This is a genomic window from Streptomyces rishiriensis (assembly GCF_030815485.1).
Taxonomy (GTDB): Bacteria; Actinomycetota; Actinomycetes; order Streptomycetales; family Streptomycetaceae; genus Streptomyces; species Streptomyces rishiriensis_A.
Genome location: NZ_JAUSWV010000002.1, coordinates 8,318,862 through 8,339,102 on the forward strand (window position 1 = coordinate 8,318,862; position 20,241 = coordinate 8,339,102).

The window sequence follows — 20,241 nt, forward strand, 5'->3', positions numbered from 1 at the left end:
CGCTCATGACATTGCTACAGGACATCACCTCACCCGCGGACCTCAGAGGACTCGATCGGGCCCGGGACGGCGAACTGTGCGCCGAGATACGCGAGTTCCTCGTCCAGGCCGTGGCGGAGTCGGGCGGTCACCTCGGCCCGAACCTGGGCATGGTCGAACTGACCGTCGCGCTCCACCGGGTCTTCGAGTCCCCACGTGACGTGCTGCTGTTCGACGTCGGCCATCAGGCGTACGTGCACAAGCTGCTGACCGGGCGGGCGCGGCGGTTCGGCAGTCTGCGCTCCGCCGGGGGGCTGTCGGGATATCCGTCGCGCGCGGAGTCCGACCACGATGTCATCGAGAACTCCCACGCCTCCACCGTGCTGTCGTACGCGGACGGGATGGCCAAGGCGTTCGCGCTGCGCGGTGACCACGATCGCAAGTTGGCCGCCGTGGTCGGCGACGGGGGACTCACCGGCGGGCTCGCCTGGGAGGCGCTCAACAACATCGGGGCCGCCCCGGAGCGGCCCATGGTGATCGTCCTGAACGACAACGGGCGGTCCTACCGGCCGACGGCAGGGGCGCTCGCGAGACATCTGGACGCGATCGGCACACGATCCGCGGACCGCTCCGACTTCTTCGAGAGCCTGGGGATCGCCTACCTGGGAGCGGTGGACGGCCACGACTGCGCCGCGGTGGAAGAGGCGCTGTGGACCGCGGTGAGGATGAACCGTCCCGTGGTCGTGCACTGCCTGACCAAGAAGGGGCACGGCTACGCTCCCGCCGCGCAGGACGCCGAGGACCGCTGGCACGCGGTGGGTCGCTTCGACGCGGTGACCGGTGCCGCCGAGAGGCCGGGCACGCCTTCATGGACGGAGATCTTCGCCGACGAGATGCTCGCCGTGGCGGCCGAACGCCCGGAGGTGGTCGGGGTCACCGCCGCGATGACCGTCCCCGTCGGCCTGCACAAGTTCGCCGCGAAATTCCCCGATCGGGTCTACGACGTCGGCATCAGCGAACAGCACGCGGTGGCCTCCGCCGCCGGTCTCGCCATCGCCGGGCTGCGGCCGGTGGTGGCGATCTACTCGACCTTCCTGGCCCGGGCGTTCGACCAGGTGCTGATGGACGTGGCCCTGCACCGCCTGCCGGTCGTCTTCGTGCTGGACCGGGCCGGAGTGACCGGACCCGACGGACCGAGCCACCACGGGATGTGGGACCTGTCCTGGCTGTCGCTCGTGCCCGGGCTGCGCGTGGCCGCGCCCCGCGACACGGCGCAGCTGCGTCTTCTGCTCCGCGACGCGCTCGACCGGGACGACGGCCCGACGGTGCTGAGGTTTCCCAAGGGGCAGGCACGACCGGGCATCGAACCCGTCGGGCAGCTTCGTGGCCTGGACGTCCTGCGCTCGCCGAAGGCACCGGACGTGCTGCTGGCCGCGGCCGGCCCCATGGCCGCGGCCTGTGTGGAGGCGGCCGGGCTGCTGGCCGTCCAGGGCGTGGAAGCGACGGTGGTGGATCCGCGCTGGGTGGTGCCCGTCCCCGACGCCTTGGTGGAGCTCGCCCGCACGCATCCGCTGACCGTGACCGTCGAGGACAACATCGGTACAGGCGGATTCGGCGAGCGGCTGGGCCGGTCCGTCGCCGCGGCCGGTGCCACGACCCGTGTAGCGAACCTCAGCCTGCCGACACGCTTCCTCGAACCCGGCGGCCGCGACGAGTTGCTGCACGCCTGTGGGCTGTCGGCACCGCGGATCGCGGAACAGGTTCTCGCCTGGACGAAGGCGACAACCGGCGCAGGGGGAGGCGGATGAAGGACGCCGAGGCCGTGCAGCCCGGGGGAGTGCTGACATCTGCCCGCCGGGGTCGCCGCTGGACCTCTGGGACGCGGGATGTCCGACGGACGCACCGCACCTGTCCCGCCACCGCGCTGCCCACCGCCTCATGACCTCATGAAGGGACGACCGATGTCTGCACTGGCCGGCGTGTCGGCGCTGGTGACCGGAGGAACCAGCGGAATCGGCTCGGCGACCGCGATGGCGCTCGCTGAGCGAGGTGCGGACGTCGTGGTGGCCGGGCGGGACGAACAGCGTGGGCAGCAGGTCGTCGACGCCATCGCCGAGGCCGGGGGAACGGCGGACTTCATCGCCGCCGAGCTGCGAGGAGAGTCCTCCGCCAGGAGCCTGGCGCGCGCCGCGGTGACACGCTTCGGCCGGATAGACGTGCTGGTCAACAACGCCGGAGTCTTTCCGTTCGGTCCGACCGAGCAGATGACGGAGGCGGACTTCGACGCGGTGTTCGCCCTCAACGTCAGGGCTCCGTACTTCCTCGTCGCGGAACTGGCGCCGGCGATGGCCCGGCGCGGTCACGGCGCGATCGTCAACGTCACCACGGCGGCGGCCGGCTACGGCGCCGCCGGCTTGGGCCTCTACGGGGCCAGCAAGGCGGCGCTGGTGCTGCTGACGAAGGCGTGGGCCGCCGAGTACGGTCCGCACGGCGGTCCGGGTCAACGCGGTCAGTCCCGGTCCGACACGCACGGAGGGAACCGCCCCCAGGGGCGCCGCCCTCGACCGGGCGGCGCTGGCCGGGCCCGCGGGGCGACCGGGCACAGCGCAGGAGATCGCCGAGGCGATCGTCTTCCTCGCCTCGGAGCGGTCCAGTTTCGTCCACGGGGCGATACTTCCTGTCGACGGCGGTCGAGCGGCCGTCTGAAGCCCGGTCATCACCCGCCGTCTGCTCGGCGGACTCAACGCCCGCACCAGCTGCACGGGGTGGCGGCGGCCCCGGAAACCCTGAACCGCACAGGTCGTGGACGCCCGGTTCAGACGCTCCACACCGCGAGCTGACCGGCAGGGCCGCAACTCGTGCTCGCCCAGGTGACGTGGAGCCGGTCCGCACGATCTGCCGTCAACCGACCGCGCAGGGCGTCGCCGCCGCGCCGACGGACGACTACCGTGTGGCTGGACGATACCCAGGCAACCGGGGGAGCAGCCTTGCCAAGGAAAGTCAGCGCGATCATCGCCGCCGTCGCGGCGGCAGCCGTGCCGGTTCTCGCAGGAGCGCCGGCCGCCACCGCCGCGACCACCTACCCGACCACATATTTCTCGGTCCAATCGGACGACAGTTGGTACGCCGGCCAGATCACCTGGTACAACCGGTCGGTCAGCCTCGACGGAGATCTCAACGCCTACGGCTGCAAGCGTGCGTACGGCATCGCGTGGGCAGGCATCACTCCACTGGACGAACGAAGCACCAGCACCCACTGCAACAACTACACGGACCAGAACATCTCCCTTGCCGCGAACGTCCCCGGCGGAGCCGACCATGTCCGGATCAACCTGACCGACGCCAACGGGAAGGTTCTCGCCTACAGGTACTACTACCGCCCGTGAGGTGAGCGGGATCGGTCGGTGTGTGGCCGCTGTTCGGCCACACACCACGCCGTGGGACGGGCGGCCTACGATCGCCGGTCCGACCAGAATCGCACCGGCGAGGGATCTTCGAAGCCCTTGCTTCCCCATTCCCTGCGCGCGAGCTTCCGGAACAGGCCGCCGACCGGGCAGTCCGTGTCCAGATACTCGTCGATGCGTTGTTCGCGCACGGCGGCCTGCATGTCCAGGTACCCCTCGACGAAGAGGCCCTCGTCGAACGCCGTGGTGGAGAACTGTCCGACCGGTCGCGACCCCTTGGCCATCCGAGCAATCTGGCCCTTGTCCAGCTCCGCCCCCATGAGGCCGGCGAACCTGTCGGCGGCGACGAGGCCCATCGTGTACGAGCTCCACTCGGTGCGGGTGGACAGGCTGCGCGCGTCGACCCTCCCGCCGAGGACCCAGTCCGCGATCTCCCGGGCGAGGATGCCGAAGGAATACTGGTCGGGTGGATTGAAGACGTCCCGCTGGTCCGCCAGATTCGTGCACACGGTGACACAGAAGGGCTCGGGGACGTTGGGATAGGCGAGCGAAACGGCCCACCAGCCGAACGCGTAGTGGCCCACGGAGCGTACGCAGTGGTCGGCCGCCTCCGGGTCTCCCGCGAGGTGGACACCGAATCCGACCTGGCTTCCGTCCCGTGCGGTCGTCCGGGGTCGCAGTATCTCCTGGGCGACGTCGCCACCGAACAGGCCCTCACGGCCGGTCAGCGCCAGCATCAGCGTGGTGTAGTCGGCGGCGGACATGACCGCCCCGACCGAGTGGTAGGTTCCGCACTCGTGCCACGGCAGCGGGACGGCGCGGTTCCCGAACACCATGTGACCCGTGGTGCAGCGGCCACGCACGTCGTCCCAGTTCGGGCTGTCGAGCCAGGCGGTGTCGCGCATGCCGAGCGGGTCGAGGATCTCGGCCTTCACATACTCGCCCAGCGGCATCCCGGTCACTGCCTCGGCCGTCAACGCGGCCACCTGGTACATGAACGAGGACGATCGCCATTCGCTCGTGTCCGCCGAGCTCACGAAGCGGGGCGCGCCCGTGCCGTACTCGTGGACGACTCCGCGCTTCAGTCCGCGCTCGATGTACTTCATCGCCGGCTCGGGCCGCTCGACCCAGTCGTATCCGTCCGTAGCGGCGCCGCTGAGCATGGACAGCGCTTTGGCCAGCGTGATCGTGCCGCCCTTCGGATTGACGACCGGGAAGGACAGATGCCGGTCGATGGGCGCGTCCAGGTCGAGCTCACCTGAGTCGGCCAGACCCGCTATCGCGGTGGCCACCAGGAGTTTCCCGAGGCTGCCGACCCGCATGGTGTGCGACTCGTTCACCGGAACGCCGGTCTCGACATCGGCCAGGCCGAACGGCATGGTCAGCGGGGTCTTCCCCGCGATGCCGACGGTGATGAGGGCGCCGGGGGTGCTGGTCACTTCCAGCACCGGGGGTACGACCCGGTCGAGGCCTGTTCGCAGCGCATCCCGCGTCAGGCTCATATGAGTTCCTCTCGATCTCTGCGCATCGGCCTACCAGGTGACGGGAATGGACGTGGGGAGGGCGGCGAACGAGGCCGGCCTGACCGTCAGGTCCTCGACCGGAACGGTCAGGCGCATCTGCGGAAAGCGAAGGACCAACTGGCTGAGGGCGGCCTGTAGTTCCAGCCGGGCGAGGGGGGCCCCGATGCAGTACCGCAGGCCGAAACCGAAGCACAGGTGGGGGTTGTCCTCGCGGGTGATGTCGAACCGGTCGGGATCGGGAAAGACGTCCTCGTCATGGGTCGCGGCGTAGATGTCGAGCATCACGAGCTCGCCGCGCCGAACGGTGGCCCCGGCGATCTCCAGGTCCTCACGGGTGTAGCGGATGACCGGAGGCAGCAGACGGCTGACGACCCGCACGCTCTCCTCCGCCGCGGAGGGGACCAACTCCGGGTTGTCGCGCAGCGCGTCCCACTGCTCCCGGGAGTCCAGCAGGAGCGCCGTGCCGACACAGAGCGCCGTCGCGGTGGTCTCGTACCCGGCGAACAGGACCCCCATGGTGAGCTGGGCGACCTCGTCGTCGGAGAGGGTCCCGTCCTCGCACAGCCCGGAAACGACATCCTGGCCCGGCCGCGCGCGCTTGCGCGCCGCCAGTTCCCGGCCGTACTGGTGCAGGCCGGCCAGCCCGGCCGCCGAACGCTTCCGGTCGCGGGCGTCGCCCACCGCCGTCGTCCACTCGTCCAGGCGCTCCCGTTCCTCCACCGGCACCCCCAGGAGCTCGCCGATCACCTCCCGCGGCAGGAGCAGCGCCAGGGCGTCGGCCAGATCGGCCGGCGGGCCCTGCTTGGCCAACCGGTCCAGGAGTTCGCCGGTCAGCGCCTCGACCCGAGGGCGCATGGCCTTCACATGCCGCGCCGAGAAGAACGGTTGCAGACGCGAGCGCATCGTCGCGATCCACTTCTGTTCGGTCTCGTAGTCACCGCGTGGACCGTCGAGCAGTTCCGATGCACCGCTGCGCGCGGCGTTGTCGGGGTCATGGTGGCTGCGGCCCAACCGCGGATCGCCGAGCAGCTGTCTGATCTCCTGATACCCGGTCACGAGCCAGGCGGGGTCCCCCACGGCGGTCCTGACCCGGTGCACCGGCGCCTGCTTCTGGAGTGCCCTTAGATTGTGCTGCGGTCGAGCCGGATGCGGTGGGTCGAGCGGAAGTTGAATCTGGGCGGCCATACCTGATTACCTCTTCCTGTAAGCACCGGAAGTCACTTTTCCGACAGCCGCCCGGGCCGAACAATCCCCGATTTTGCAGGGGTTCCCCCGTCCGCGGTGCCGGCGATAACATCCACCATGTTTTTGTGCTGCCGCATTACCTGCCGAACGGCCTCTGAGCGCCGGATGGGAGGATCGGCTTGAAAGAGCGAGCCGGGTCGGTGAGATTCGGCGTGATCGGTTGTGCCGACATCGCGTGGCGGCGGACGTTGCCGGCGATGCGCAGTGAACAGAGCATCGAGATACGGGCCGTGGCGAGCCGTGACCTGACGAGGGCCGAGCGGTTCACCGACAACTTCGGCGGAGTGGCCGTGAAAGGCTACGCGGAGCTGCTGAAGCGGGACGACGTGGACGCCGTCTACATTCCGCTGCCGGCCGCGCTGCATGCCGAGTGGGTGGAGCGTGCGCTGCTGGCCGGCAAGCATGTCCTTGCCGAGAAGCCGCTCACCACCCGGTCCCGGGAGACCGGACGCCTCCTTGGCCTGGCCGGCGAACGTGGACGCCTGCTGCTGGAGAACATGATGTTCCTGCACCATCCGCAGCACCGCCACGTCGACGATCTCGTCTCGAGCGGAGCCATCGGCGAGCTCCGCTCGTTCATGAGCACCTTCACGATTCCGCCGAGGCCGCCGGGGGACTCCCGTTACCTGCCGGACGTCGGCGGTGGCGCTCTGGAGGACATCGGCGTCTATCCCCTCCGTGCCGCGCTCCGGTTTCTCGGACCCCGCCTTCGTCTGGTCGGCGCGACGCTCCGCGTCGAACGAGCGCGGGGTGCCGTGGTGGGCGGCAGCGCCCTGTTGTCCGATCCGGTCGGTGCCACGGCGCAGCTCTCCTTCGGCATGGAGCATTCCTACTGCAGCGGTTACGAGCTGCGGGGCGCCTCGGGCCGGCTCGGTCTCGACCGTGCATTCACGCCACCGCCCGATCACCGCCCCGTCCTGCGGATGGAGCGTCGGAACCGCGGTGAGGAGATCACCCTTCCGGCGGGAGACCAGTTCGCGAACATCGTCGCCTCCTTCGCCGCCGCCCTCCTGTCCGACGACGGCGTGATCGCACGGGACCTGGCCGCCCAGAACCTCGGTTCGCTCCGGCAGGCCGAACTCGTCGACGACATCCGCGACAGGGCCGAGTACGCGTACACGTCCTGAGCGCACGCGTGGACCCGGCCGACATCCGCTGTGACGCCCGCAGCCCCCCGCAGCACCGACAGGACTGTCCGGCCGACGCGTTGAACGCGTCGGCCGGCAGGGGGCGGGTGGGCGCCCCGGGCCCGACGTACATCAGGACGTCCGTCGCCGGGTCCTACGGTGCCGCGACGCCCATGGCCCACGTCAGCATGATGGAGCTGGTGACCGGCGCCGTCGTCGCCAGCGCCATGTCGTGACCCGTCTCCGGGACCATGGCGACCTTGAGCTTCGCCTCGGGCAGGTAGTACTGCGACTCGTGGGCCAGCACGCTGTCCGTGTCGTCGCAGTCGTAGGCGGTCACCCCCTGGCACTCCAACCAGTCCTGCGCCCCACCGACGACGAGCACCGGCACCTGGATCCCGTACGGCGGCTGCGCCGGCTGCGTCGTCGCGATCGGCTGGACGTCCTTGGTCTCCTCGTCCATGGCCACCACTGCCGGATCGGTCGTGGCCGGGTAGTAGAACATGGAACCGCGCGTCCCCGGTTTGGTGGTCATGTACCCCGCGTCGAAGCCGGAGTTCGCGAACTTCGGATCTTGTACGGCCGGGTACATGTTGGCGGCTACGATCGCGGCGTGGTCCGGGTTGTGCCCGTTCAACGCGCTGGTAAGGATGGCTCCGTCCACATCGCCGTACCGTGGGATCTCGCGCCAGGCGTAGAACGAGCCGAGCGCGTGTCCCACCCAGATCACCTTCTTGAACGCCTGCCCGTCGAGGGTTCCGTTGCGCAGAGCGGTGATGGCGTCGTGCAGCGCCACGGTGCCGGCGTCACCGGTGACCTGGCTGCTCAGGGGATGGGAGCTGTTACCCGATCCGATCGGGTCGACGTTGAAGGTGGCGTACCCGGCCGCGACGGCGTTGCGCACGTACGAGTAGTAGCCGTTGCCGACGGGGAAATCCCAGTACACGTGGTTGTAGAACCCGCCGTGTACGAGCAACTGCACGGTGGTGGGGCGGCGGTTGCGGGGTTGGCAGAGCTCACCCCACAGGGTCTCCGTCGCCTGGCCGGAGTCGGAGAGGCGGACCGGCAGCGAGTACGGCTTGCAACTCACTCCCTGGCCTGCTTCGTCCGCGGTGGCGGACGGGGAAGCGGCCACCAGCCCGGCGACCGTCATGAGCGCCGCGAGAAGTAAGTATTTCCATGATGAATGTCCAGCTGACACAGGATCACTGCTCCACGACCGAAAGGAATGTAGTCCACGGGGAGATCTGCCAGATCTGACGCATGCTGCCGGAGGGCCTGGAGACCGGCGCTCGAGGTGTGCACCCTCAAGGGTTCCGTTCTCTCACAGGCCTCATAGTGGGCAGCAGCCCACTATGAGGCCTGTGTTCACCTTGTTGTCAATAGCCCGCGGCTCCCCGGGGTCGTACGAGCAGGTTGCCGCCATGACGGGCGGGGCATTCCGCGTACCAGAAATTCCGGCGAGGCGGTACCCCGATCAGCCAGGCTTGTCCCGGTCGCACCGAAGCGGCACCGTGGGGCCCACCGTCACGCCTGCTGACAAGAATGGTCGGGTATCGGATGCGCATACTGTTCATTCCGGCTTCCGCGCCGTCGCACTATTTCCCGATGGTGCCGCTGATCTGGGCCTGCCGCACCGCTGGTCATGACGTCTGTGTCGCCGCGCAGCCCTGGGGTGAATCAGTCGTCGTGAGTTCTGGGGTGTCGATGGTCACCATCGCCAAGGACTTCGACATGACCGAGGAACTGGCGCGGCACCGGCAGAGGGGACCGGTCGAGAGCGAACCGGGCGCCCCGCCTCCGCTGTATCAGACGCTGGTCAACGCCCAGGTCCGATTCGCCATGGAGGCCGCGAGCGACGTGGTGTCCCTCGCCCGTGACTGGCGCGCCGACCTGGTCGTCGCGGATCCGCTCGTGCTCGCGGCGCCACTGGCGGCCGCGGCGGCGAACGCGCCGCTGGTTCACCACCTCTGGGGCCCGGATCTGCTGCGCGGCTCCGGGTACGGCTACCCCGGATGCGGGATGTCGCCGGATGCCTGGCCCGAACCCCTGCGTGAACTCTATGCGCGCCACGGATGCGCGCCGCGCACCGAGAACGCCGTCGCGGCGGTCGATCCGTGGCTGGGGAGCATGCAGATCGTCGAGATACCGTCGCGGATTCCCGCCCGGTTCGTCCCCTACAACGGAACCGGCGTCCTGCCGCCCTCGGTTCTCGCTGCTCCGCGGCGGCGACGGGTCCTGGTCACCTGGGGCTCGATGCTGGTGATCCGTGACGGCATCGAGGCGTTCCCGGTCGCTGACGTCGTCAAGGCGCTCCACGAGCACGACGTCGAGGTCGTTCTCGCGGTCACGGGCGCCGATCGCAGGTGGGTTCCGAGCCTGCCCCCGGGGGTCACCGTGGTGGAGAACGTCCCCCTCAACGCGATCATGCCGTCGTGCGACGCGGTCGTACACCACGGCGGAGCCGGCACAATCATGACGGCCGCGTACTACGGAGTCCCGCAGCTCGGCGTGCCGGCCACCCGTGACGTGCAGACCTGCTGCGCCCGGCTGGCCGCCACCGGGGCCGGAATCGCCGTCAACAGGGAGGACGCGACGGTGGACGCACTGGCGAGCGCCGTCGCGACCCTCCTGACCGGCGACCGGATCGGAGGTGCCGCTGTGGCGCTGCGCGACGAGGTTCTCGCCCAGCCGAGCCCCGCCGAGGTGGCCGCACGCCTGACCGCACTCACCGCCGGCGCCCTCGGATAGCAGGAGAAGAGCGGGCTCTGGAAGGGCAGGCCTCGACTCGGGAAGAGCCGGGCTCAGGACGAGAGCGCGTCCGCCACACCGGCCAGGCCGTCGTGCAGCCGGACGAGAGGTTGCCAGCCCGCGGCCGCTGCGAAGGACGACGGATCGACGTGCACGTTCCCGAAGTCGGTCGCGTCCGCCCAGTCCGGTGGCGGCACGGTGACCACGGGCACGGCCGGGCGTCCGGTCCGGGCCGCGACCAGCTCGGCGAGAGTGCGGAACACCTCGCCGAGCCGCGCGGGCCGGCCGGTTCCCACCGGCCAGCGGCCGCCGCTGAGTGCCTCGGGCGCACGCGTCGCGGCGACGAAGGCGCGTGCGGCGTCCGTGACGTGCACCAGGTCCCGCTCCACCGTGCCGTCGTGCCACATGGTGATCGGCTCGTCCGCGAAGGCTCTGCGGGCCATCGCGGCGACCACGCCGCGGCCCGTCGCGCCGGTGATGGGGGTTCTGCCGTAGACCGTGGCCGGACGGAGCACGATCCCGCGCACCGCACCGTTCCGGGTCGCCTCTCCGAGCAACTGCTCGGCCGCGATCTTCTCCCGCACGTAGTCGTTGAGCGGTAGTCCGGCAGGGGCCGACGCCTGAACGGTGCTGGCGAACACGACGATCGGCGGTCGTCCGCGCACTGAGCGGACGAGCGTGTCGAGCAGGCCTGTACTCAGACGCGCGGAATCGCTGCCAGGGTCGCGCCAGGAGCGTTCGTCGGGGAGCTGAGCCGCGAGGTGGATGATGGTGTCCGCGCCGTCGACGGCGTCACGCACCGCACGCGGATCGGTCAGGTCCGCGAGGTGAACCTCGGCTGAGGAGGCCGGAAGCGGAAGCCTTCGCTCATGAGAGACGAGCCGAAGGCGTACCGGGAGGTCGATCAGCTCGGCGGTGACCGCGGCGCCGAGAAACCCGGATGCGCCGAGTACCGTTACGAGCGGCCGGTTCTTGGCCGATGACAACACGATTGCCCCTCTCTGCTCCTGCTGTGTCGAGCCGCCGGCCGCACGCGTCCGCCCAGGGGCGCGCCTTGTCCACGCCGCGGAGCGTCCTGCACGCTGTCGGCCGGTGAAGGACCTAGAGAGGGCCGGTGCAGTGGGGGAGTATCCCGGAGGCTGCCGCCTCCCGTAGACCCGGTGCGGCCCTGTCCTTGTCCGAGATGATCGGTTCCTCGTCCAGCGTCCAGGGCAGGGCGAGTTCGGGGTCCAACGGGTTCACGTCGATCTGGGAGCCCGGGACGAACTGTTCCGCGCACAGGTAGTTGATCCGGGTGTCGTCCGCGAGCGCCTGGTAGGCGTGCCCGAGACCGGGGACGAGGAACACCAGCTCGCCGGATTCCTCGGTCAGGGGTGCGGCGTCGAACGTCCCGAAGGCCGGCGACCCCACTCGCAGATCCACCACGACATCGAGCACGGCGCCGCGCGTGCAGCTGATCAGCTTGGCCTCGCCGGAATCGGCCCCGGTGCCATGGACGCCGCGGATCGTCGTGCGCCTGCTGACCGAGACGTTGCCTTGACGGACTTGGAAGGGAAAGCCGGTCGCGCGGATCAACTCGTCGATCCGGAACGCCTCATAGAAACATCCCCGTCGGTCACGGTACTTGTCGGGGATGATGCGAAATGCGCCCGCTATCGCCATTTCCTTGATCTCCAACGGTGGAGCCCTCCTGTCGGCGACGCGTGCACACGTCATTGTATGAGGAAAGTAAAATTCTGGTCACGCGTTCTCAATTATTCTGTTGGAGGGGGGACGTGACGTCATCCCCTTATTTGTTGGGGGCGGGTCCGCGGATTCCTGTCGCGGTGCGATGTGGCACCTCTTCGCGACCAGGAAAAACGTCTGCGGCGATAGGTGCGGACGCGTGGTGAGCATAACCGCGCTCGGTTGTCGTCCCTCGATGAGCCGGGTTGGTGTGTTGATCAGTCGGGCATACGCTTGTTAGCGTCAAGATCATGGCTGAAATCCAGGAAACGACCTGGCCCTACCTCGCTGGAAAAGGGAATTCCGAGAGCGGCGTCGCCCCCGGTTATACGGTTCCGGCGCAGGTTAACGAGATGTGGCGAGAAACGCCTGTACGCAGAATTGCGACCAGGGACGGCCGCGACGCCTGGCTGGTGACCGGAATGGCGCAGGTGCGCGCCGTCCTCGCCGATCCGCGGTTCGGTCGCGTCGAGGCACGGCGACTCGGCGCCGTGGTGAGCCCCGCCGTCATCTTCACCAAACCCGGCATCCTCGACATGGACCCGCCGGAGCACACCCGGCTGCGTCGCTTGCTCGCAGGGGCGTTCAGCGCCCGCCGGATCCGCAGTCTCCGCCCACGGATCCAGCAGATCGCCGACGGACTGATCGAGACGATGAAGGAGGCCGGGCCACCCGCAGACCTGGCGGAGGGGCTGTCCTATCCGTTGCCGATCGCCGTGATCTGCGAGATTCTCGGCGTCCCCTACGCGGATCGGGAGATCTTCCGCGCCTGGGCCGATCGGGTCAGCGCCCCCGGGACGCAGCCGGAGGAGGCGATGTCGGCGCTGCGATCACTGTTCGACTACATGGGCGGACTGGTCGAGGACAAGCGCGCCCACCCCGATGGCAGTCTGCTCCACGGGCTTGTCACCGCCCGCGACGAGCAGGGCCGTCTCGACGACGAGGAGCTGGTCACCCTCGGCTGCGGCCTGCTCCTGGCAGGCTACGAGACGACCGCGACCATGCTCGGCAAGGGGCTGCTGGCTCTGCTGGACCATCCGGACCAGCTGGCGGCGGTTCGCGCCGATCCGGGGTCGGTGCCCGCCGCGGTCTCCGAGGTGCTGCGCTATGTCACTCCTGGCGTCGACCCGCACGCCGGACTGATCCGCGCCACCACGACGGACGTGGAGCTCGGCGGAACCACCATTCCCGCCCACAGCGTGGTCATCGCGTGCAACGCGGCCGCCAACTTCGACCCGGCGACGTTCCTGGACCCGGACCGATTCGACATCACCCGCGAGCGTGCCGCGGAGCACCTGGCGTTCGGGCACGGGATGCACCGCTGTGTGGGTGCCCAGCTCGCCCGGATCGAACTCGAGGTCGCGTTCGGCACCCTGTTCACGGCGATCCCTGGATTGCGGCCGGCGGTGCCGTGCGACGAGATCGTTTACATCGAGGGCACGCTCATCAGGGGTTTGCGCTCGCTTCCGGTCCTCTGGTGAGTGTCCGGAACACCTCTGGATTGACATAGTGGGCGCGCGCCCACTATGGTCAATCCATGGCGAATTGGAAGCTCGATGGAGAACTCCATCAGCAGCGACGCGTGGCCGAATCCTATGGGATCGACGCAGAACGCTACGACCGAACTCGACCTCGTTATCCAGACGCTTTGGTGAACCGTATGGCGCGGTCATGCCCGGGTCTCGAGCTCCTGAATGTGGGCGCGGGTACGGGTATTGAGGCACGCCAATTCCAGGCCGTCGGATGTTCGGTTCTCGGCGTGGAGCCCGACACGCGGATGGCGGAGTTCGCGCGGGCCAAGGGCACTGAAATCGAAGTCGCACGATTCGAGGAATGGGAACCGGCAGGACGCCGATTCGACGGGATCATCTCGGGCCAAGCCTGGCACTGGGTGGACCCCGTGGCGGGTGCGGCCAAGGCGGCGTCGGTGCTGCGTCCGGGAGGACGGCTGGCCGCCTTCTGGAACGTCTCCCAACCTCCGGAAGAGGTGCGCGACGCCTTCAGGGAGGTCTACGTCGAGGTGGTGCCGGACGCGCTGGCCACTCGCGCCTACAGCATGCCGACGCCTCCGCCGAGCGCCTCCCCGCTCCTCACCAAGACCATCGAGGGCATCCGCCAGGTCGACGGATTCGGTGAGCCCGAGCAATGGCAGTTCGAGTGGCAGTACACCTACAGCAAGGACGAATGGCTGGATCAGCTGCCCACGCAGGGGGATCACGGCCAGTTCCCGCCCGAGAAGCTGGACAGGGTGCTGGCGGGGGTCGGCGCCGCCATTGACGCCATGGGTGGCAGCTTCGACATGAAGTACACCGCCGTCGCGGTGACCGCGACGCTGCCGACGCCCTGACATCACACCGCCGCGCTCCGCGCGAGTGCTGCCGACGACATGCCGTGACCTCGTGACTCCGAGGCCACGGCATGTCGCCGTGCTGAAACAAGCACGTACGCCAGGAGCTTTGGGGTTACGCAAGGACATCCAACTATTGCTGTCTGTGCGGATGTTGCTGAGCGCCTCTTGTCGACGCTCCCCTCGAACTCGGTGGTCCGCGACGAAGGCAGCCGGTTCCCAAGGCTTTTGCGTGATCGCGACGTGGTCTGCGGACCGGGCGCGTCATCCCGGTGTCAGCGCGGTCGCCGTACCCTCCTGCTGCCCGACCCGCGCATTCGATGGCTCGCATCGGGCCCTGATCGCTACGCTGGGGCAGGTCAAGGCCTGGGAGGGTGCCGGCAATGTCGTTCAGCTACTACGTTTACGTCAGCGACAGCAAGGTCAACATGCTCCTGCCGCAGATCGACCCCGGGTTCGGGGCGAAGCGCACGACGGAACTGGGCGTGAATCTCTCGGTGTTGTCGGCGAAGCGAACGACCGAGGGCCCGTCCGACGACCGGATCGGCCGCCTGGAGACCGTCGTCGAGTACCTGCGCGATCACGGTGATCTCGGCACGGTGGACGAGCCGGGCCAGTTCTTCTGGGGATCGCTGCCGATGCGCTGGGGGGCGTTCCCCGGCGATCCCACGTCCTCGCTGGTGTTCTTCGGCGGGCGGAGCGGGGACACCGTCGTCGGGCTGGGCGGCTCGTACAGGCACGTGTGCGACTCCGTGCCGGACGTGGAGGCGCACGGGGTGGGGCGCTCGATGATGTCGTCCATGCTCGACGGGCTGGGAGCCACCTCGGACCTGGAGGACGAGTACGTCGCCGACGCGGTGGACGGCGACCTCGACCGGGCCGATCGCGCCGCGCTCGCCCGGGTGCAGGGCGCCGTGACGAGCCTGAGGTGGCCGGCGCAGAACGTCGAGTTCGTGGCCAAGCGCCTGCTGCACGGTGACAGCCCGGACGGCACGGCCAAGTCGGTGCTGCTCGGAACGCCGGTGTACGTCGCCATCGTCGACTGACGCGATGGAGGCGTGGCACCGCGGGGACCTCATCCTCGACCTGTACGAGGTCCTGGACGTGGTCCGCACCGGCGGCATGGGACTGGTGCACCGGGTCCGGCACCGCGGCTGGGACATCGACCTGGCGGTGAAGACCCCGCGCCGGGCCCTGGTCCGCTCGCCCGAGGCGATGCGGGACTTCGAGCGGGAAGCCGAGGTCTGGGTCGGGCTGGGCCTGCACCCGCACATCGCGAACTGCGTGTACGTCCGCACCCTCGACGGCGTGCCCCGGGTCTTCGCGGAGTGGGCGGACGGCGGCAGCCTGGCCGAAGCCGTCCGGAGCCGCAGCCTCTACGGGAACGACTCCCTGGCATCGCTGCTGGACGTCGCCATCCAGTCCGCATGGGGGCTCGACCACGCACACGAGAACGGGGTCGTGCACCAGGACGTCAAGCCCGCCAACGTGATGCTCACCCGGGACGGCACGGTCAAGGTCACCGACTTCGGCATGGCCCGGGCCCGCATGGCCACCGGGGAGGACGCCGGGGACGGGGATCCGTTCGTCAGCCGCGGCGGCCTGACTCCCGCGTACTGCTCGCCCGAACAGGCGCGGTCGCCGGGCGGGCTCACGACGGCCACGGACATCTGGTCCTGGGCGGTCACCGTCCTCGAGATGTTCCTCGGCCGGCCACCGGACCCGGACGGGACCGCGGCGGGTGGCGTCTTCGACGGCTTCGCCCGGTCCGGGGCCCCGGACGCGATCCTTCCGGTGCCGGGCGAGGTGGCGGACCTGCTGCGCGAGTGCTTCACCGAGGACCCGGCCGCGCGCCCCGGCCGCCTCGGCCCGCTCGCGGAGCGCCTGATCCGAGTGCACGAGCGGGAAGTCGGCCCGTACCCCCGGCGCGCCCCGGCGGCGGCCACCCTGCTCGCCGACGGCCTGTCCAACCACGCACTGTCCATGCTGGACCTCGGCCGCCGCGACAGCGCCGATGAGCTGTGGACCCGGGCCCTGCGGGCGGATCCGCACCACCCGCACGCCCGCTACAACCGCGGGCTGCACCGGTGGAGGACCGGGGTGATCACCGACGCCGAGCTGGTCGACGAGCTGGAATCCGTGCGGTTCGGCGATCCGGGTGACGGCGTTGGCGCATACCTGCTCGCGCTGGTGCACCGGGAACGCGGTGATCCGCTCGCGGCGGCCGCGCTGCTGCGCGACGTGGTCGCGCGGAGGCCCGGTGACCCGCAGGCCGCCGCCGCGCTCGCGTCGGTCGAGCACGCACCCGCCCCCGCGCAGTCGGTCCTGCCGCAGGAGCACGAAGACCGGATCACCGCCCTGGCGCTGACACCGGACGGCCGGGTCGCGGTCTCGGCCGACCGCTCGGGAGGGTTCCGTGTCTGGGACGTTCCGGCGAAGGAGTGCCGGCAACGGTTCGAGCTCGAGAACTACAGGGTTTCGGCCCTGGCGGTGCGCGACGACGGACAACTCGTGGTCGTCGGCGGGGACATAGGACGGGCGCTCGTGCTCGACCTCGAAGCCGCGGCCGGGTTCGAACTGCCCGGCCACCCCAGCTGGGTGGGCCTGGTCGCGCTGACGGCGGATCAGCGGCACGCGGTCACCAGCGGCTTCGACGGGGAGACCGTCACCTGGGACCTCGAGACGCGCGAACCCCTGCACGTCCGGCAGTTCGAGAACAAGGCGGACGTCCTCGGCGCCCGGGGCACCCTGTGTTCCGTCGTCGATCACCGGCGCCACACGAATTCCGTGTACGACGTCCGCACGGGTGAGCTGGTGCACCGGTTCGAGCACACCCTGATGGAGGCGTGGTTCAGCGGCGACGGCCGCCTCGCCGTGGTCGGCCTCGGCAGCACGGACGTCCGGCTGGTCGATCTCGAATCCGGCGAACCCCTGCGGGACCTGAAGACCGGGCACAGCCGGATCGCCGTCAACCTGGACGGCACGGTCGGCTTCTCCAGCGGTGGCCGCGTGGAGCCGTCGAGGGTCTGGGACCTGAGCAGTGGCCGGTGCCGGTTGTCCCTCGACCAGGCGCCCGACACCAAGGAGGTCGTGCTGAGCGCGGCCGGGCGGGTCGCCGTGACCGCCGGAGGGAGGTCCGTCCGGGTGTGGCACCTGCCGCCCGCGGGGCCGCCGGCGCCCTGGAGTTACGTCCGCCCCCATGAAGCCCCGGACGTCGCCGCCACCGCCGCCCGGGCGGCCGCCCTGCTGGCGGAGGCGGCCACGCTGGCGGGCGCCGGGCGGCTCGACGAGGCGGCAGGCCGGATCCGTACCGCTCGCGCGCTGCCGGGGCACCTGCGCCACGCCGAACCGGTGCGCCTCTGGCGCCGTCTCGGCGCCCTCGGCCGTCGGACCGAGCTCACCGACGCCTGGTCTGCGGGCCGGATCGAACCGGAGGACGGCCGGTCGTGGGCACTGGAGTTCAGCGGCCGCAGCCCCACCGCGCTCGCCCGCGCCTGGAGCCCCGCCGAAGTGTGGGTCTTCGACGTCGAGACCGGGCAGCTGCTGCACACGCTCAGCCTGCACACCGGCCACATCAGCGCCGCGGCGATGACCGGCGACGGCCGGCTCGCGGTGTCCGGGGGCGAGGACGGCCGGGTCGTCGTCTGGCACCCGCGCGACAGGCGGATGGTCCAGCTGTTCACCAGCCCTCGCGACCACGTGTACTACGTCGCGGTCAGCGAGGACGGCCAAGTGGCTCTCTCGGGAACCGCCGAGGGCGTGGTCGCGGCCTGGGACATCGCCAGCGGCCGGACCATCGGGCGCTGGGAGGCCCACCCGGGGGCGGTGCTGGGCGTGGCCGTCAGCGCCGATCACCGCTACGGGCTCTCTCGCGGCCAGGACGTCAGCGTGAAGATCTGGGATCTGCGCGCGGGCGAGCTGCGGTGGGTGCTGCGCGGGCACGACGAGTGGATCGGCGCCGCACGGCTGAGCGACGACAGCCGGTTCGTGGTCACCGGTGGCGCCGACGCCGCGGTGCGGGTCTGGCGGATCGCCGACGGACAGTGCGAGGTGGTGCTGACCGGGCACGCGGACGCCGTGGTCGACGTCCTGCCGAGCCCGGACGCCCGGCGGCTGCTGTCCTGCTCGGTGGACGGCACCGTCCGGCTGTGGGACGTGGTGGGTGCTCGCTGCGTCCACGTCCTGGCCGGGCACACCGGCGTCGTGCGAAGTCTGGCCGTCACACCGGACTTCCGGCTCGCGGCGTCGGGCGGGGAGGACCGCAAGGCCCGGTTGTGGGACCTCACGACCGGCCGTCAACTGCGCGCCTTCACCGGCTTCTCTGACGCCGTCACCCATGTCGCGCTGGCCCCCGACGGCGCCCTGCTGCTGGCCGGCCGGCGACGAGAGCGGGCGCCTGCTGACCTGGGCCCTGGACTGGGAGTACGACTTCGGCTCGGCGACGGGCTCCCTGCGGCCGGAGGCCGAGCCGACGCTCGGCGAGCTGCGGGCCGAGGTCGCCGTGCCGCTGCCTTCCCGCGAAGACAGCCGCCCGGCGCTCGTCGAGGCGTTCGCCCGCCTCGGCGACCGGCAGCGGCACGCCGTCACCCGCACCCTGGACCTCGCCGGAGAACTGGACAAGATCCTTTCACGCACCGATACCGGCTACCGGCTGTACGTGCGCTTCGCGGCCGAGGACGCGGCGGCCCGGGAGCCCACCCGGACACCGAGCACGGCCGAACGGCTCGCGCTGCTGCTGCGACCGCAGGAAGAGCTGAACCGGTCCGAGGAGTTCTGGGCAGGCCACTTCGCCGGGCAGCTCCAGGACGACCTCGTCACGCTCGCCGAGGCCGCCCGGGTGCTGCACCGCGAGGGTGACCTGGCCGTGGCCGAGCACGCGTGGCAACTCGTCGTCGACGTCCGCTCCCACCTCTGGGACGCGGGGCACGTCGAGACGCAAGGCGCGATGCTCGGCTGGGCCGCGGTCCTCAGCGACCTGCACCGGGAGCCGGAGGCCCTGGCGCTGGTCCGGGCGGTGACCGGAGAGCGTGCACAGCACCTGGGGCCGGACGACCCGGCCACCCTGGAGGCGACCGCGGCGCTCGCGTCCCTGCTGTCGGCGAGCGGCGAGCAGGCGGAAGCGGAACGGGTCTACGACGACCTGCTGCCCCGGCTCGCGAGGCGCTTCGGCCGCGACGACGCCCGGACGCTCGACGCCCGGGTGGGGCTGGCGCGCGTGCACCACCGGCTCGGGCGACCGGGCGAGGCCGAGCGGGTCCTGCGTGAGGTGCTGGGGAAACGGCGGCTGCGGTTGGGCGACGACCACCCGGACACGCTCGCCGTCCAGACCGAGCTGGACAGCGTGCGGGCGATGTCGCCGGCGCCGGAGAAACCGGCGTGGTGGCGATGGAGGAGGCGGAGATGATCCCGGGTCGGTCCAGTGTCGAAGCTCTGATCACCGGCAAGGTGTTCATGGGGGAGATCGGGGCGTTCTTCCCCGTGAGCGTGACGGTGCGGGGCGACGAGTTCGCGGCCGTGTTCATGATGCGTCCCGGTGAGCTCGGGCATCGCACCACCGGGCCCTACACGCCCGAGCGGCCACCGGTCGACGCGATGAACTGGGCTCAACTGCGGACGGGGACGGGCATGGCGGGGCACTTTCCCCGCTTCCGGATCGAAGCGAGCGGCCGGTGGCCTCGCATCCACGTCGAACTGCTCGGCACCGCCGTCCGCGGACTGATCGTGATGCCGGAGGAGGTGACCGCGGAGTCGGTGAACGCGCCCTACCTCGGCGAGTGGCAGGAGCAGATCTCTTCCACGGTGCGGATCGCGCTCGACTGGATCGCCGGCTGGCTCACAACCTGTCACCACCAGGCCGGCGGCGCCGAGCCGTCGGTCGACATCGATCTGGTCTATCGGCCGGACGACGACTACGAAACCGGCCTCGCCAAGGTCGACGAGCGGGTGCGGGAGCTGATCCCGCCGGTGCGCCCGGTCCTCGAGTTGCGCTGGCGTTCTGCGAGCCCGGCGCAGCGCAAGGCCTTCGCGAAGAACCTGAAGGGCGCCCGAAAGATCGGCACCCGGTCCGACCGGCGACTGAGCTACCGGATCGGCGGCATCGAGCTGGAAGTGCCGGCCTGAGGAAGGCCACGGTGAACGCT

The 20,241-nt window shown here is 70.2% G+C and carries 15 protein-coding genes and 1 pseudogene; 11 read left to right on the plus strand and 5 right to left on the minus strand.

What is annotated here, in order from left to right; translation table 11 throughout:
- The first annotated feature begins 5 nt into the window (after positions 1–5).
- The 3 genes and pseudogenes from QF030_RS39180 to QF030_RS39195 all read left to right on the plus strand — a co-directional run bounded on the left by QF030_RS39180 (position 6) and on the right by QF030_RS39195 (position 3,365).
- Positions 6–1,787 carry a 1-deoxy-D-xylulose-5-phosphate synthase gene (locus QF030_RS39180; protein ID WP_307167324.1) on the plus strand — a complete coding sequence of 594 codons (1,782 nt, stop codon included), beginning with the start codon at positions 6–8 and terminating at the stop codon, positions 1,785–1,787.
- Between the two features lie 138 nt (positions 1,788–1,925).
- A pseudogene (locus QF030_RS40725) lies at positions 1,926–2,685 on the plus strand (SDR family NAD(P)-dependent oxidoreductase).
- A gap of 281 nt (positions 2,686–2,966) precedes the next feature.
- The gene (locus QF030_RS39195; protein ID WP_307167325.1) at positions 2,967–3,365 is read left to right on the plus strand and encodes a hypothetical protein; all 399 of its coding nucleotides are present in this window, start codon (positions 2,967–2,969) and stop codon (positions 3,363–3,365) included.
- A 65-nt stretch (positions 3,366–3,430) separates the two neighbouring features.
- Here the strand turns inward: QF030_RS39195 and QF030_RS39200 are convergent, their stop codons facing one another.
- On the minus strand, positions 3,431–4,885 hold the full coding sequence (locus QF030_RS39200; protein WP_307167326.1) for a serine hydrolase domain-containing protein: 1,455 nt from the start codon (positions 4,883–4,885) through the stop codon (positions 3,431–3,433).
- Positions 4,886–4,915: 30 nt separating this feature from the next.
- Positions 4,916–6,004, minus strand: coding sequence for a cytochrome P450 (locus tag QF030_RS39205; protein ID WP_307167327.1), 1,089 nt, complete (start codon positions 6,002–6,004; stop codon positions 4,916–4,918).
- A gap of 299 nt (positions 6,005–6,303) precedes the next feature.
- On the opposite strand from QF030_RS39205, the gene QF030_RS39210 reads away from it, so the two are divergent.
- The gene (locus tag QF030_RS39210) at positions 6,304–7,278 is read left to right on the plus strand and encodes a Gfo/Idh/MocA family protein (protein WP_307167845.1); all 975 of its coding nucleotides are present in this window, start codon (positions 6,304–6,306) and stop codon (positions 7,276–7,278) included.
- A gap of 154 nt (positions 7,279–7,432) precedes the next feature.
- Here the strand turns inward: QF030_RS39210 and QF030_RS39215 are convergent, their stop codons facing one another.
- Complete coding sequence (locus QF030_RS39215) at positions 7,433–8,431, minus strand: alpha/beta fold hydrolase (protein WP_307167328.1); 999 nt, start codon at positions 8,429–8,431, stop codon at positions 7,433–7,435.
- 455 nt (positions 8,432–8,886) lie between these two features.
- On the opposite strand from QF030_RS39215, the gene QF030_RS39220 reads away from it, so the two are divergent.
- Positions 8,887–10,029, plus strand: a complete 1,143-nt coding sequence (locus QF030_RS39220) for a nucleotide disphospho-sugar-binding domain-containing protein (RefSeq protein WP_373428873.1) — start codon at positions 8,887–8,889, stop codon at positions 10,027–10,029.
- 53 nt (positions 10,030–10,082) lie between these two features.
- Here the strand turns inward: QF030_RS39220 and QF030_RS39225 are convergent, their stop codons facing one another.
- Both QF030_RS39225 and QF030_RS39230 read right to left on the minus strand, forming a co-directional pair.
- Positions 10,083–10,937 (minus strand): NAD-dependent epimerase/dehydratase family protein, encoded by an 855-nt coding sequence (locus QF030_RS39225; RefSeq protein ID WP_444875805.1) that lies wholly within the window; start codon positions 10,935–10,937, stop codon positions 10,083–10,085.
- A gap of 193 nt (positions 10,938–11,130) precedes the next feature.
- On the minus strand, positions 11,131–11,706 hold the full coding sequence (locus QF030_RS39230; protein ID WP_307167331.1) for a dTDP-4-dehydrorhamnose 3,5-epimerase family protein: 576 nt from the start codon (positions 11,704–11,706) through the stop codon (positions 11,131–11,133).
- Between the two features lie 470 nt (positions 11,707–12,176).
- Between QF030_RS39230 and QF030_RS39235 the strand changes: the two genes are divergently transcribed.
- The 6 genes from QF030_RS39235 (at position 12,177) to QF030_RS39260 (ending at position 20,221) form a co-directional block, all read left to right on the plus strand.
- On the plus strand, positions 12,177–13,235 hold the full coding sequence (locus tag QF030_RS39235) for a cytochrome P450 (protein ID WP_307167332.1): 1,059 nt from the start codon (positions 12,177–12,179) through the stop codon (positions 13,233–13,235).
- Positions 13,236–13,291: 56 nt separating this feature from the next.
- Positions 13,292–14,101 carry a class I SAM-dependent methyltransferase gene (locus QF030_RS39240; protein ID WP_307167333.1) on the plus strand — a complete coding sequence of 270 codons (810 nt, stop codon included), beginning with the start codon at positions 13,292–13,294 and terminating at the stop codon, positions 14,099–14,101.
- Positions 14,102–14,484: 383 nt separating this feature from the next.
- On the plus strand, positions 14,485–15,147 hold the full coding sequence (locus QF030_RS39245) for a DUF7019 family protein (RefSeq protein WP_307167334.1): 663 nt from the start codon (positions 14,485–14,487) through the stop codon (positions 15,145–15,147).
- 4 nt (positions 15,148–15,151) lie between these two features.
- Positions 15,152–18,958 carry a protein kinase domain-containing protein gene (locus QF030_RS39250; protein ID WP_307167335.1) on the plus strand — a complete coding sequence of 1,269 codons (3,807 nt, stop codon included), beginning with the start codon at positions 15,152–15,154 and terminating at the stop codon, positions 18,956–18,958.
- Positions 18,959–18,965: 7 nt separating this feature from the next.
- On the plus strand, positions 18,966–19,505 hold the full coding sequence (locus tag QF030_RS39255; protein WP_307167336.1) for a tetratricopeptide repeat protein: 540 nt from the start codon (positions 18,966–18,968) through the stop codon (positions 19,503–19,505).
- The gene (locus tag QF030_RS39260; RefSeq protein WP_307167337.1) at positions 19,502–20,221 is read left to right on the plus strand and encodes a hypothetical protein; all 720 of its coding nucleotides are present in this window, start codon (positions 19,502–19,504) and stop codon (positions 20,219–20,221) included. The genes QF030_RS39255 and QF030_RS39260 overlap by 4 nt, the downstream gene beginning before the upstream one ends.
- Positions 20,222–20,241: the final 20 nt, after the last annotated feature.